This window comes from Lysinibacillus sp. Bpr_S20 (genome assembly GCF_023337835.1).
Lineage (GTDB): Bacteria > Bacillota > Bacilli > Bacillales_A > Planococcaceae > Lysinibacillus.
The window spans coordinates 610,030-623,747 of sequence record NZ_JALNLQ010000002.1 but is presented as its reverse complement, the minus strand read 5'-3'; the positions used below and the strand labels follow the sequence as shown (position 1 = coordinate 623,747).

Annotated in this window: 14 protein-coding genes; 2 read left to right on the top strand and 12 right to left on the bottom strand. The window is 37.0% G+C overall.

Features of this window, described 5'->3' with window-relative positions:
* The 6 genes from MWJ95_RS07405 to MWJ95_RS07380 all read right to left on the bottom strand — a co-directional run bounded on the left by MWJ95_RS07405 (position 1) and on the right by MWJ95_RS07380 (position 6,998).
* Complete coding sequence (locus MWJ95_RS07405) at positions 1–363, bottom strand: Asp23/Gls24 family envelope stress response protein (protein WP_249073165.1); 363 nt, start codon at positions 361–363, stop codon at positions 1–3.
* A 120-nt stretch (positions 364–483) separates the two neighbouring features.
* Positions 484–1,677, bottom strand: coding sequence for a GGDEF domain-containing protein (locus MWJ95_RS07400; protein WP_249104893.1), 1,194 nt, complete (start codon positions 1,675–1,677; stop codon positions 484–486).
* Positions 1,678–1,962: 285 nt separating this feature from the next.
* Complete coding sequence (locus tag MWJ95_RS07395; RefSeq protein WP_249073166.1) at positions 1,963–3,567, bottom strand: M20/M25/M40 family metallo-hydrolase; 1,605 nt, start codon at positions 3,565–3,567, stop codon at positions 1,963–1,965.
* 41 nt (positions 3,568–3,608) lie between these two features.
* Positions 3,609–5,042 carry an amino acid permease gene (locus tag MWJ95_RS07390; protein WP_249104891.1) on the bottom strand — a complete coding sequence of 478 codons (1,434 nt, stop codon included), beginning with the start codon at positions 5,040–5,042 and terminating at the stop codon, positions 3,609–3,611.
* Positions 5,043–5,347: 305 nt separating this feature from the next.
* Positions 5,348–6,109 (bottom strand): dimethylarginine dimethylaminohydrolase family protein, encoded by a 762-nt coding sequence (locus MWJ95_RS07385; protein ID WP_249073168.1) that lies wholly within the window; start codon positions 6,107–6,109, stop codon positions 5,348–5,350.
* Between the two features lie 16 nt (positions 6,110–6,125).
* Positions 6,126–6,998, bottom strand: coding sequence for a dimethylarginine dimethylaminohydrolase family protein (locus MWJ95_RS07380; protein ID WP_249073169.1), 873 nt, complete (start codon positions 6,996–6,998; stop codon positions 6,126–6,128).
* A 223-nt stretch (positions 6,999–7,221) separates the two neighbouring features.
* Between MWJ95_RS07380 and MWJ95_RS07375 the strand changes: the two genes are divergently transcribed.
* Both MWJ95_RS07375 and rpmB read left to right on the top strand, forming a co-directional pair.
* Positions 7,222–7,959: an IclR family transcriptional regulator gene (locus tag MWJ95_RS07375; RefSeq protein WP_249073170.1), complete on the top strand. Its 738-nt coding sequence runs from the start codon at positions 7,222–7,224 to the stop codon at positions 7,957–7,959.
* 284 nt (positions 7,960–8,243) lie between these two features.
* Positions 8,244–8,432 carry a 50S ribosomal protein L28 gene (rpmB, locus tag MWJ95_RS07370; RefSeq protein WP_079560418.1) on the top strand — a complete coding sequence of 63 codons (189 nt, stop codon included), beginning with the start codon at positions 8,244–8,246 and terminating at the stop codon, positions 8,430–8,432.
* Between the two features lie 212 nt (positions 8,433–8,644).
* On the opposite strand, the gene spoVM is transcribed toward rpmB, so the two are convergent.
* Genes spoVM through MWJ95_RS07340 form a run of 6 tightly spaced genes read right to left on the bottom strand, consistent with a single transcriptional unit; the run spans position 8,645 to position 13,713 of the window.
* Complete coding sequence (gene spoVM, locus MWJ95_RS07365) at positions 8,645–8,746, bottom strand: stage V sporulation protein SpoVM (protein ID WP_139376952.1); 102 nt, start codon at positions 8,744–8,746, stop codon at positions 8,645–8,647.
* Between the two features lie 18 nt (positions 8,747–8,764).
* Positions 8,765–9,418, bottom strand: a complete 654-nt coding sequence (locus MWJ95_RS07360) for a thiamine diphosphokinase (RefSeq protein WP_249073171.1) — start codon at positions 9,416–9,418, stop codon at positions 8,765–8,767.
* On the bottom strand, positions 9,415–10,083 hold the full coding sequence (gene rpe / locus MWJ95_RS07355) for a ribulose-phosphate 3-epimerase (protein ID WP_249073172.1): 669 nt from the start codon (positions 10,081–10,083) through the stop codon (positions 9,415–9,417). Before rpe ends, MWJ95_RS07360 begins: the two co-directional genes overlap by 4 nt.
* A 2-nt stretch (positions 10,084–10,085) precedes the next feature.
* The gene (rsgA, locus tag MWJ95_RS07350) at positions 10,086–10,970 is read right to left on the bottom strand and encodes a ribosome small subunit-dependent GTPase A (protein WP_249073173.1); all 885 of its coding nucleotides are present in this window, start codon (positions 10,968–10,970) and stop codon (positions 10,086–10,088) included.
* A gap of 11 nt (positions 10,971–10,981) precedes the next feature.
* Positions 10,982–12,961 (bottom strand): Stk1 family PASTA domain-containing Ser/Thr kinase, encoded by a 1,980-nt coding sequence (pknB, locus tag MWJ95_RS07345; RefSeq protein ID WP_249073174.1) that lies wholly within the window; start codon positions 12,959–12,961, stop codon positions 10,982–10,984.
* Positions 12,962–12,963: 2 nt separating this feature from the next.
* Entirely contained in the window at positions 12,964–13,713 is a 750-nt protein-coding gene (locus MWJ95_RS07340) for a Stp1/IreP family PP2C-type Ser/Thr phosphatase (protein WP_249073497.1), read from the bottom strand.
* Positions 13,714–13,718: the final 5 nt, after the last annotated feature.

The following is a 13,718-nucleotide window of genomic DNA, read 5'->3' as shown; positions in this document are numbered from 1 at the left end:
TTAATCATTCGCTACACGAACGCCCTGCACAAAGATATTGACAGATTTTACGCTCATACCTAATGTTTTATCCACTGTATATTTCACTTTCGATTGTACTTGATAAGCAACTTCCGAAATTTTTGTCCCGTAACTAACAATAATGTACATATCAATATGTAAATCGTCGTCCTGTTTTCGAATGACAACACCTTTAGCAAAATTTTCTTTACGTAAAATATCAGTTAGACCATCACGAATTTGATGTTTAGATGCCATGCCGACAATACCGTAGCACTCTATAGCAGCGCCACCAGCTATTTGTGCAAGTACATCTGTTGAAATATCAATTTGGCCGAATTCATTGTTTAATTCAATTGACATAGAAATGCCCCCTTGGCTCTTTTTGACTAAATTATATTGTAACACTTTCGTTATACATTAAGCAACCTTGTAAGGCATGAAAGCGCACTGTATCAACGTTTTCTAACATTATCAAAGTTATCATAAGTCATTATCGAAATTTCCATTTTTGCTGAAAAAGTTGTTACGACCGTTTTGCTTTGCTGTGTATAATGCTTGATCGGCTAATACACAGCATGCTTTCAATTGCTCGCTATTCGAGATTTTAGCATGACACAACCCGATGCTGACTGTTACAACATCAGCTACTGCCGAACGCTCATGACGAATATTTAAGTTGCGTACTTCCTCTAAAATTTCCTCACAAACATGCTCTGAAAACTTTGCGGCATGCTGACTAACGATTACGAACTCTTCGCCTCCCCACCGCGCCGCAAATGCATTATACTTTTCTGCAATTTCATCTAACAGAGCAGCTACCTTGATCAATGCTTCATCACCTTGTAAATGACCATAATAATCATTTAAATTTTTAAAGAAATCTATATCAATCATCATGACAGATAAAGATTTTGGTTTACTAAGTTGTTGCCCTATTTGTGTTAATTTATTATTAAAAGCTCGTCGATTAGGCAAATTTGTCAAAGTATCCCGAAGTACTTGCTCTGACAGTTCATTATTTTTTTCAGCTAATAATTTCGACAAATTTTTGGATTTTGTCATTTCTTCTTGTAATAAAATATGTTGCTTCGTAAATTGTCTTTTTATTTTAAAGTTATGACGCTGAATAATGATCCCCATCGGAATAATAAGGGACATCGGTAAAAATATTTTAATACTTTCACCAGATATCCCGACACTTAAATAAGCACTTATCAATATGGATGGTAATGTTAATAACATAATCCAAAAAATTTTCTTGAAAGGGAGGGAAAAAAAAGTACAAATCATTAAAAATAGCACTTCATAAAGAGCCGCATGTTTAAAGAAATGAACATCCATTAAGGTTATGACAGTGATTAATAATAATATTGTATAAATATAAGCCAGTAAGATCGTTTCGTATTTTCGTAAATTAAGAGATGTAACCTTTATCCTCTTTTCCGTCACAAATAATAACACCGCTAAATCTATATAAAACAATATAATGTGAATGCCTATATAAGCTGGGACCATCTCTCTTTCTGTTTTTGTAAAGAAGAGCTCACCATAATGAATAATAGTAATGATGGCTGATACATACATCAATGTCCACGCTACCGTTCGCATTCGCATTACATTAAATTGAAGCATTTCTATTTGAATAGAGAGGGTTAGCTTTTCTTGATTTCCCATAACTTCGCTCCTAATAACAATCTTGCAATAATTTGTTCTATTTTTATCGTCTAAATCATTTAAAATACAAGTAGCCTTTGCAAAATTGTTGAAAAATGAACGATAAAAAAGCTGATGCTATGAAAAGTATCAGCTTTTATGTGTCTGAAAAACTATTATGTTAATGGAGTCTTATTCAACGAGGAATTGATTTCCGTTCCGTACATTCATCTCTAATTTATGGAAGGAAAGCGTCAACAACAAATACTTTTAAAACAAATATATGAATCTATCCAATAGCTTATATTAAAATAGGCTCTTAATAAGTGTATCAAGCATCACAGGCATTTCTTTAAATGCGCTATCGACATGTAATCTTTCCGTCTTTTGATGGGCATCCTTGCCAAAAGGTCCAACGTTTAAAACAGGCCCCTGTAATGCGGACATAGCTTCAAATGGTATACTATACGTGTCCCCCCATACCGGTGTGTTACGCTCGAATGCTGTCCATTCGTTTGAGTCATCCGAATAATTGACATAGCTCAAATCACAAATACCATTAAAATAGTGAATTTGCTCCACTTCAATATTAAATGTTTTGGCTGTTTTTTTCATTAATTCAATCGATTGAATGACAAGGGGATGATCGGATGAATTAATCGCTGGATAGTAAGGTGGTGCATATAACAGCACTGTCGCTGGTGTAAGTTCCTGGCAACGAATCATTAGCTGATCTACGATGCGAATAGATTTCTCACGATCGTCCCATGCACTATTTTCAAGAACATGACTTTTTATTCTATTTACCTCCTCAGCGCCCAATTTCTTGGTCGCATACTCTAAAAGTGCCTCGAAACGAAGTACTTTTACTTCACCTACTCCATTTACCTTTTCTCGCTCACAAATTCGTTTATATTGTTCATTGCAAGCTGTCATTGCTTCCAATGCCACTTGTTCAAAAATATCCATTACTTCCGACGCTGTGCGCTTTAATAAAAACACATTGTAAAGTGCTGCTGCACGATAGGGTGTTTGTGTAGAATACTCCATTTTCAAATCTTTTAATTGTAAGGATACTGGTAATGGGGTACTTTCACCAAGATCTGTTTCACGGAAAATTGGATTCCACTCCATATGCTGCGTCATGTATGAAGCAATAAAATTCGCTGTCATTCCTTTTAACGGCTCACCCACATGTGTCTCTTTTCCGTAAAATAAGGTAGCAGGCATAATTTTACCGATCGTTCCGGAATAAATATATTCGTTGTTATCAGCTGGTCCTTGTGAAAAAGAAGGTTCACTATTTAAAAATAGTTTATAAGAAAGTCCATGCTGTTCACGAAGTCTGACAAGCTCAACAACTACTGCACGCATACCAGCAGAATTTACTTCTTCATCTGGCACAGCAGTTAAAACAAGATTGATGGGCCATTCTTCGACACTTGCCTTTTCAATCAACTGCATATGTAAAGCAAGCCCCATTTTCATATCCATCGTCCCACGACCAAATAAATAATTACCTGATTCCAAATCAATTCTTGCCGCTTCCGGTAAATCCTTTTTGTATTTAGGGTCCATTAGCTTTTTTGTCAGCTCTTCAGGATAGAAGGCTAATGGCTCTAGCTCACCGTATTCTTCAGTATGGACCGTATCAAAATGACTAATTAACACAACCGTTTCTGTTGCAGATGGATGCTTATACAAGGCAGTCACAGCATTACGCTCAAGGCCGGCATCATGTAATTCAATTAGTTCTGGGTTTTTCTGAAAATAAGAAAGCGTTAGTAATTTATTTTTTAATTTATAGGCAAATTCATGTTCACCTTTTGTTAATGTCCTGCTTTCCCAACTGACAATTTCACATAATAATGCACGTAGCTTTTCAGATGTATTCCAAAGATAAACATTCATAAAAATTCTCCTTTACCCGATCCTCTCAACGCAAATACATATCAATGTATATCAAGTGATTCCTCATTTTCCATTTTAAACTCAGAAGAAACTGTATTTGTTTTACTCAATTTTAATTTATAAAAAATCATGCAAGCGATAAAGAATCCAATACCATAAAGTAAACCAACTCTTTGTGTTGCATCGAATGCTAAAAAGATAAGAATTAGCATGCAAAAACTAATACAGAACACTGGAATCAATGGATAAAATGGCGTTTTAAATTTTAAGCTAGCTACATCTCCACCTGCTTTCACAAAATGATGTCGGAACATCAATTGAGATGCGCAAATCCCCATCCACGAGATGGTTACAGAAATTCCTGCAATAGACATGAGTAAAACAAATACTGCATCTGCTTCCATCACGCTCGTTAATAAAGAAAGTAGCGAAAAAAGCATCGTGAAAATGAGTGCATTTAATGGCACTTTATTTTTCGTTAGTCGTCCAAATAATTTAGGAGCCATTCCCTCTTTTGACATTGACCATAATAAACGTGTTGAAGCATATAGACATGAGTTGCCTACTGATAGGATCGCCGTTAAAATAACAAAGTTCATGATACTAGCAGCATATGGAACGCCAGCTAAATTCATCAATGTGACAAAAGGGCTTTCCAGTAGTCCTAGCTCCGTTGACGGGAATATTGCAGATAAAACGATAATAGAAGCAATATAGAAGACTATAATTCTAAATAGAATGGTTCTTATTGCCCGAGGAATATTTTTCTCTGGATTTTCAGTTTCTCCTGCTGCAATACCGACAAGTTCAGAACCTTGATAGGAAAAGATAACATTCATCATTGTGACAAATATAATCGTTATACCGGCCGGGAATAAACCAGACGGTGCTAAATTCGTAAAATGTGGTGTTGGTCGATCAGCTAACGGAATCAATCCAAAAATTGCTGCAACTCCTATAACGATAAATGCAATCACCGCAATGACTTTAATGCTGGCAAACCAAAACTCTGCTTCTGCAAAGCCTCTAGTTGTCAGTGCATTTAAAGTAAATAACAGCACCATAAATACAGCGCACCATATCCAAATAGGGACTTGTGGGAACCAATGTTGCATCAAAATTCCCGCTGCAGTAAATTCTACCCCCGCTGTGGCAGCTGACCCGACAAAATACATCCATCCTAAAGAAAATCCGGCCGAAGGACTAATAAAACGTGTTGCATAGGTTTGGAAAGAACCAGTTACAGGCATGTAAACAGCTAATTCTCCAAGACAATTCATGACCATGTACAATATTAAGCCACCAAATAGATAACCAATTAATGCGCCTCCAGGACCTGCTTGATTAATTGTATAGCCAACATTTAAAAATAGTCCTGTTCCAATAACGCCACCAAGCGATAGCATTAATAAATGACGACTCTTCATTGAACGGTTTAATTGATGATCTTGCCGTTGTTCCCCTTTACTCAACATCCATCCCCACTCTCTAATTGTTAATATATGGAATATTCTGATATTTTATTTACTAAAGTACCCAATCAATTTATCTCATATAAATTGATTGGGTATTTTTACATTGAAATCAATGATGCCTAGGCATATTCCATGACATCCGCCTAGAGGCTTTGGGCCAACGTGATGTAGGTCACTTAGCCTTGTGTTGTTGTTATTATTGTTACTGTCGCTTCGCTGTCGCACAGATAAATTATCACAGGACGTGGCGTTCTTGGGCTGGGTTCCTCTATTTCAACGGATGTTTTTACACCCGCTAAAAGAAGTTAAAAACGTAATGACAAACAGCTTAGACCACCATCATGTTTTCTAAATTCAGACATTTCAAGTTCAATTGTTTGGTAGCCTAAATCATTTAATTTACGATTTGTTTCTGGATAGCCCGCTGGAATAATGACATAATCATTTACTTGAATACAGTTTGCTGAATACTCATCCTCTTTCGGAATAATAATTTTTTCATAGGATTCGAATGCGGGGTGATCGATAAACTCTCCAGCTAGCACCATTCGATTTTCACCAACATATGCAATGCCCGTTTTTAAATGGAAAAATTCCTTTAACGGAATAATCGTTGCCTCATAACCCTCTTTTTCAACGATTTCTTTAAATTGTCGAGCTCCTTCTTCATTAGTACGGTCAGAGATGCCGACATAAAATTTCCTTTCTGCCTGTAATACATCTCCTCCATCAAGCGTTCCTTGACCTTTGATATAGTAAATATTTTCATAGAACTTTTTAACTGCTGGTTCGATTTCCTCAATCTCTCGATTACGATCTTCTGCACCTGGATTTGAAATAATAGCAAATTCAGGTGTTAAAACAGCTGTATCCTCTACGAATGTTGAATCTGGGAAGGCTTCGTTCGCTGGGAGCAGTGTAACCTCTACGCCGCATTTCTTTAAAGCTTCTATATATTTTTCATGCTGCTCAAATAATTTTTCTAAAATTGGTTTTCCTAAATCACTAGTCGTTAAGCCATTTAAATAGCTATTTCCTGGATTTTTCACAATAACATTTTTAAACATTTTACTCCATCTCCTTTTATCCTCTTACTACTGGGCAAGTTAGACATGTTGGTCCACCTGTTCCTTTTATCGAAATCTCATTCCCTTCATATTCATACACCGTTGCGCCTGCATTAAGTAATTGTTGCTTTGTCATTGGATTTCCATTTGGAATAATACATACTCTAGGTGCAAGAGCTAACACGTTACAACCTAGCGCATCGTACTCTTCTTTCGGAACTTCAATTAATTGAATACCTCGTTCGATTAAAAGCTGACGGAAAAAAACTGGCATTAATCTTGAATGTACAACCGCTAAATCCTTGTCCACCATACTAATGAAGGACATTAAGTGTAAACATTCTGCTTCCCCTAAATCATGTGGTAGCTGTACAACAATGAATTCATCGACAATATCCTTGGTCAAGTCTTTTAGCTGTCGAATAGCTTCATCATTCGTTCGATAACCTCGACCTACAACAAGTGTCCGATCATCAAGCCAAACAATATCGCCACCATCTGATACAGCCTCTCCAGTCAATTCTCCGATAAGTGGAATATCCTTTTCCATTAAAAAAGCTTTATAAACCGCTGCTTCTGGCTGTCTTAATTTTTTGCCAGATTTCAATATAATGGCGCCATTTGGTGTGAATTTTACAGGATCATGTGCATACAGCGAATCCAACCCTATTTCATCTGATTCTGGTAAAAAATCAATTTTCTCAACATACTTTTCTAGAATGCTCATAAAATCAGCATATTCTTTCAGAGCCTCCTTATAATTAGGTTCTGATAAGTAGTTAAATGTTTTCCATTCATCGCTAAGATACGCTTGGCTTCGGAAAGCATCTTTTGGATGTTTTACTATTACATGTTTCAAAGGTGCATACATTGATGAACAATAATGCATTCCTTTCACCCCTTTTTCCGCATAGTGGAAAACGTTTCCGTTAAGAGGAAAGTTTATATGAAAAATATATGTGTTTTAAGGTATACTGTCAATATATTTTGAAAAATTACTATATTCGCTCTTTTTCAAAGTTGGAAGCGTAATGAAATAGAGCTTCACGATGATGTAGCTAGACGTAGACAAGGTTTAAAAATAAAATAAATGTAGGGGAGGTGGGACATCCATGCAATTATTAGAACGAGCTATGACAATTGCAAAAGTTTTAGCTTCTGCAAGCGACAACAGCTTGTCCATTTCAGAGCTTTCGGTAAAATGCAATTTACCACTTAGTACATTACATAGAATTTTAAAAGCGATGATTAAGGAAGGAATGATTGAACAAGACGATCAAACTAAACAATATCGGCTCGGTACAATATGGATGGAACTTGGCTTACAAGTGTATGATACGATGGACTATATTAGTAAAATTAGGCCAGAGTTAGAGCGATTAGCAAGAGAAGTCGAGGAAAGTGTCTATTTAAGTAAGCCTGCTGGTTTAGATACAATTATTATCGAAAGAATAGACAGTGCAGCTAATCCAATTCGTATTTACGATCAGTTAGGAATTCGTATACCGATGCCCATTGGGGCTGCCAATAAGGCCATATTAGCCACAATGCCGTTTTCTCAAGCAACGGAAATTATGGATCAGCTTACGCCTCATGAAGAAATTGCTGAATTAGAGGCACAGCTTGAGCAAATAAGACTACAAGGATTTGCCATTAGTCATGGCGAAAGAACAGCAGGAACATCCTCCATTGCGGTTTCTATTTTAAATGGCTTCAATGAAGTAGTAGGTGCAGTAAGTATAGGATTTGTTAGCTTTAATGTTTCAGCGGACCATATTAATACCCTTACAGAGCGTTTAGTGGCAACTGGTAAACGTGTTTCTACGAAGCTTGGCTACCGAGGAAAATAAATTGAAGCTTCCATCCATTTCTCTTTATCCCCACTGATTATTAGTCTTCTTCAATTGGGCGTTAATGCGGGTTTATCGCAAAATACTATACACCAAAAATTGTATTACCTAGGAATTAATAACCATTATTTAACAAGTAATTTTCGTCTGTAAAGGTTTTTTTCTTGAAAGGTTATATGAAAACTGTTGCACTGAACGTCATCGTATGTTAAATTATTATGGTATGTGAAATACCGAACTGAAATAATAATCTTTCAGCATTGACAGTAAGGAGGGAATACAACATGCCAAAACAATGTGTAATCACTGGGCGTAAAGCTCGTACTGGTAACAACCGTTCCCACGCTATGAACGCTAGCAAACGTTCTTGGGGTGCTAACCTTCAAAAAGTTCGTATCTTAGTAGACGGTAAACCAAAACGTGTATGGGTTTCTGCTCGTGCATTAAAATCAGGTAAAATCGAGCGCGTTTAATCGTCGCTTCCAAAAAATCGATTTCGCATTTGGCGCAAATCGATTTTTTTCTGTCTTATTAACTGGGCAAACTACCAACCGCCTTTGTGAATTTTTATATAATATGACTAAGCCGCAATCAATTGCAAGGAATGTAATTGATTGCGGCTTTCTTTACATTCTTCGTTGACGAAGAACTATATTTTCAACACTACAGAAAAATCCGACTAGTTTTAGTCGGATTTTTTTACTTTCTTGTCTTTTTTAAAAATGTTGATACATGTACGCGTAATACTACTTACAAATTTCGGCAGTTGGAACGTATATACTTTCAGGACTCTCTCCCCCTTACGCTAATCTATGCTTCTTATCATTAAACATATGCCTTGCGTGAAAGATATAGACCCTGAATGCCCTATTATTTCATTACTTGTAAAGCGAGACGTACCGAGAGAGATTTCTTCATTTGTTGTTTCATACTTTACTTGCCTTAATGTCACATCTTTAATCGGCTCTTCATGTGCAAAGAAAGACAAATAACGGTATTGTTCGTTTGCTTCAATGATATGTGTGCCCGGCATTAAAAATTGCAACATATTTGCATGATTAATAATCTTTAATACTACTTGCGGATGCTCTTTTTGTAAACGATAAATCGAACGAACCGCCGCCTCATAATGATCTAGACGACCTCCAGTAACACCTGTAAGGACAATTTCTAGCGGTGTAAAGGTCAAGGCTTTTAATAACGCTAAATCCGTATCTGTTTCATCTTTTTCTTCCTGGAATCGTTGTCTATCATTTGTATGTGCCATCACCAGTTCATATTCCTCTTGCGATAGTGAGTCAAAATCTCCTACTATGGCATGTGGGGTGATTCCTTGCTCGATTAAATATAGCGCTCCTCGGTCTGCTCCGATAAATAACACATCATTTTGCTCTTTATACGGACTTAATGAACAGAGTTCCTCTCTCGGCCCTCCTGCACAAACAACGACTACTGTCATCCTTGAACCGCAGCCTCACCAGCAGCTAAAATTTCCTGTAGGGCCGCGGAACGATCTTCTTTACTGTAAATTGCAGAACCAGCTACAAAAATCGTTGCTCCTGCTTTAGCACAAGGAATAATAGTCTCTGCATTAATGCCACCGTCGATCTCTATAGCAATATCGAGATTACGTTCTTTAATAATAGTTGCTAATGCTTCAATTTTTGGCACAACAGAATGAATGAATTTTTGCCCACCAAAACCTGGATTCACTGTCATGAACAACACCATATCAATATCTTCTAAAATGTGTTGAATAGATTCTATTGGTGTATGTGGGTTTAAAACAACACCAGGTTTAACTCCAAATGAACGAATTAATTGAATTGTACGGTGTAAATGACGGCAAGCTTCTACATGCACGGTAATATAATCTGCACCTGCTTTGGCAAATTGTTCAATATACTGATCAGGATTTTCGATCATTAAATGAACGTCTAGCGGTAAATCAGTTAAAGGACGAATGGCGTCTAATACAATCGAGCCAAATGAAATATTCGGCACAAAATGACCGTCCATAACATCGATATGAATAAGCTGTGCCCCTGCCTTTTCTACTTCCTTTACTTCTTCTCCTAATTTAGCAAAGTTAGCTGCTAAAATTGATGGTGCTATTTGTATCATCATTAATACCTCGGCTTTCGATCCATAATTTCTTGCATAAATTGTTCGTAGTGTTTATAACGGTAATCACGAATTTCTCCCGTCTCAACAGCTGCTTTTACTGCACATTTTGGTTCCTTTAAGTGTAAACAGCCTCTAAATTTACAATCATCTGCGATACGGGCCATTTCAGGGAAGCATGCGCCTAATTCTTCTTTTTCTATTTCATCAAAATCAAATGAACTAAATCCTGGAGTATCTGCTAATAAGCCGTTACATACCTCTATTAATTCGACATGGCGAGTCGTATGTTTTCCACGACCTAAGCTTTGTGAAATAATCCCCGTTTTTAAATTTAAATCTGGAATCAATGTATTCAATAGTGTAGATTTCCCAACTCCAGATTGCCCAGCTAATACTGACGTTTTATCCTTTAAAATAGGCTGTAGACGGTCAACTAACTCTTCCTCATCCTTATAGGTTTGTAACACGGTATAACCCATACGTTCATAATCTGCTATATAACCTTGCAATTCCTCACGTTCATCGTCTTCTAGCAAATCCATCTTTGTTAAACAAATAATCGGATGCACATGAAATGACTCTAAAACCACTAGAAAACGATCCAGCAAAATTGTATTAAAATTAGGTTCTTTTACAGAAAATACAAGAATTCCTTGATCAATATTGGCTATCGGAGGACGTACTAATTCATTTTGACGTTCCATAATTTTTTGAATAGTACCGTCAGATCCCTCTATTTCCAATGTATATTCTACAATGTCGCCAACGAGGGGGGATTCCCCGCGATTGCGAAATACCCCACGTCCTCGACATTGTATAAGCTGATGTCCATCATATACATAATAATAACCGCTTAATGCTTTACGAATTTGGCCTTGAGCCATCCAATTCCCCCTTATTTAATATCAGCATAATTGAAACTATCTTCATCAATGATTTGCGAATCACGTAAAATTTTATAGGCTACTTGTTGACCTTCTTCAACAACAAATTGTATTTTGTATTCCCTATCACTCGTAATAGAAAACTCATCATATGGTTTTGCCATTGAATGGATTTTATCTTGAACTTCAATTCGAATTTTTTGTTCGATACCTTCCTCTGATGGTTCATATGGAATTTTCACAGTTCTCAAATAAGTTTTCACAGGTTTTTCGGCTGGTCCCTTACTTATAACAACAGCTATTGTAGAGCCTGCTTCAACTTCAGCCCCTTCTCTTGTCAATTGGGAAATAACACTTCCGGCAGCTACTGTATCACTATGTTCTTCACGAACAATACGCCAATTTAAGCCTTTTCTTCTTACATACTCATCCATTTCAGCCTTTGTGTAATTCACAACATTATCTACGGTAACCATTTGTACACCTGCACTTACCGTAAATTTCATCGTTGTATCTTTTGCAATTACTTCTTCCTGAGGTTTCGGCTCTTGCTCAATGATTTTTCCTTCAGGTTCTTTTGAATGCACAGGGTTAACTTCAATATTTGAAAATTTACCTTCTATCATTGGTTCGACTTGGCTAATTTGCTTTCCTCTATAATCTTCCACTTTCGTCGTTTCTATCCCAAGACTAACGATTAAGTCTATTTCCGTACCTTTTACACGTTCCGTACCCTCCGCAGGGTCCGTTTCAATGACTTTATCCTTTTCAACATCCTCATCATAGCGCTCCTGATGTTCTTTACTAACAGTAAAACCTTCAGCCACTAATTTCTTCGTAGCTTCCTCAATTGTCAAATTAGCCACACTAGGTACAGGTATCTTTTTCGGGCTAAAAAGCTCTGTAGCAAAAAAAACAAATAGGAAAATGGCGATGGCTACTATTACTAGTCCAGCAACAACTATTGGCCATTTTTTCTTTTTCTTTACAGGCACTGTCTTTTCAACAGGCTTCTTCGCTTCGGGTTTCGGCTTTGATTGTGTAATTGGTTCGATTGCTCTTGTCTGCATTAAATCTTCATCTTGACGTACAGTTGGTTCCTTTATAATCGGAATAGCCTTTGTCACATCATTATCTACCGGTATAACAAACTTCGGTTCATTCATACGATTTGGTGATAACACTGTTTCCAAATCTGCTTGCATTTCTTCTACAGTCGAATAACGATGAGAAGCATCTTTGGCTGTAGCTTTTAGCACAACATTTTCCACACTTTGTGGAATTGTAGCATCGAAGGCACGAACTGATGGCGTCTCTGATTGTAAATGTTTAAGTGCGATAGAAATAGCTGAATCGCCTGAAAATGGCAATTCCCCTGTTAATAATTCATATAAAACAATGCCAAGTGCATAAATATCGGATTTGTTTGTTGCCGTACCACCACGAGCCTGCTCAGGCGATAAATAATGCACCGTTCCAAGCACGGAGTTCGTTTGTGTAAATGATGTTGCACTTAGCGTCATTGCGATACCAAAATCAGTTATTTTTACATTGCCCTCTGCATCCATTAAAATATTTTGAGGCTTAATGTCACGATGGATAATATGATTTTCATGAGCATTGGCAATTGCTGACGTTAACTGCTTCATAATATGCACACATCTGGCAGGGGAAATTGGTGCAAATTCCTGTATGTACTGCTTTAATGTTTTTCCTTGGACATACTCCATCACAATATAATGTAGATCACCATCATCACCTACATCATAAACACTAACGATATTCGGGTGTGTAAGGCTTGTGGCTGAAAGTGCTTCACGTTGAAAACGGCGATACAATTCATCCTCATTGGTAAAATCATAGCGCAATATTTTGATCGCTACATCACGGTTTAAAATCATGTCATGTGCTAAATAAACATTAGACATACCACCGCCACCAATAAGCCCTATAATTTTATAGCGGTCACTAATTCGTTTACCTACAAGCATACTTACACCTCCTCATCTTGCCTTGTGAGCAACACGAGGGAGATATTGTCTTCTCCCCCGCTTGCATTTGCTAATTCCACAAGTTTTCGTCCTTTTTCTTCTACTGAATCTGGATACGTAATAATTGATGCCATTTCATATACTGTAAGTTTATTGCTTAAACCGTCAGAGCAAATGAGTAAATACGATTCTGATGCTAAATCTACTTCATAAAAGTCTGGTTCAATCGTTTCTTCTGTACCAATTGCTTTTAAGATGAAATTTTTCTTCGGATGTGTCAGCGCTTCCTCTTCACTAATTTCACCATTTTCAACCAGAACATTTACATAGGAGTGATCTCTTGTTATTTGTTGTGCACCATCCTCAAAGAAATAATACACACGACTATCGCCAACATGGGCGATAAAGCAATGATTCTTTTCAATTAACACTGCAATAAACGTCGTGCCCATTCCTTTACAGTCTTCATGTGATAAAGAATAGTCGTATATACTTTTATTCAATTGCTTGACTGCTTGTAATAACCACTCTTTTTTTGATGTTGTTGATGCAAAATGATGTGCCTCTGCCTGTAAAAAAACGGATTCTATCTGTTTCATCGCCATATCACTCGCTACATCGCCAGCATTATGACCACCCATGCCGTCTGCTACAAGTGCTAGTGCAAGCCCGTCTGGACGAATAAAAAATGCCGCACGGTCTTCATTAATTGCTCGTTTTAACCCAATATCACTTTCGACTGTGTATTCCAACACTG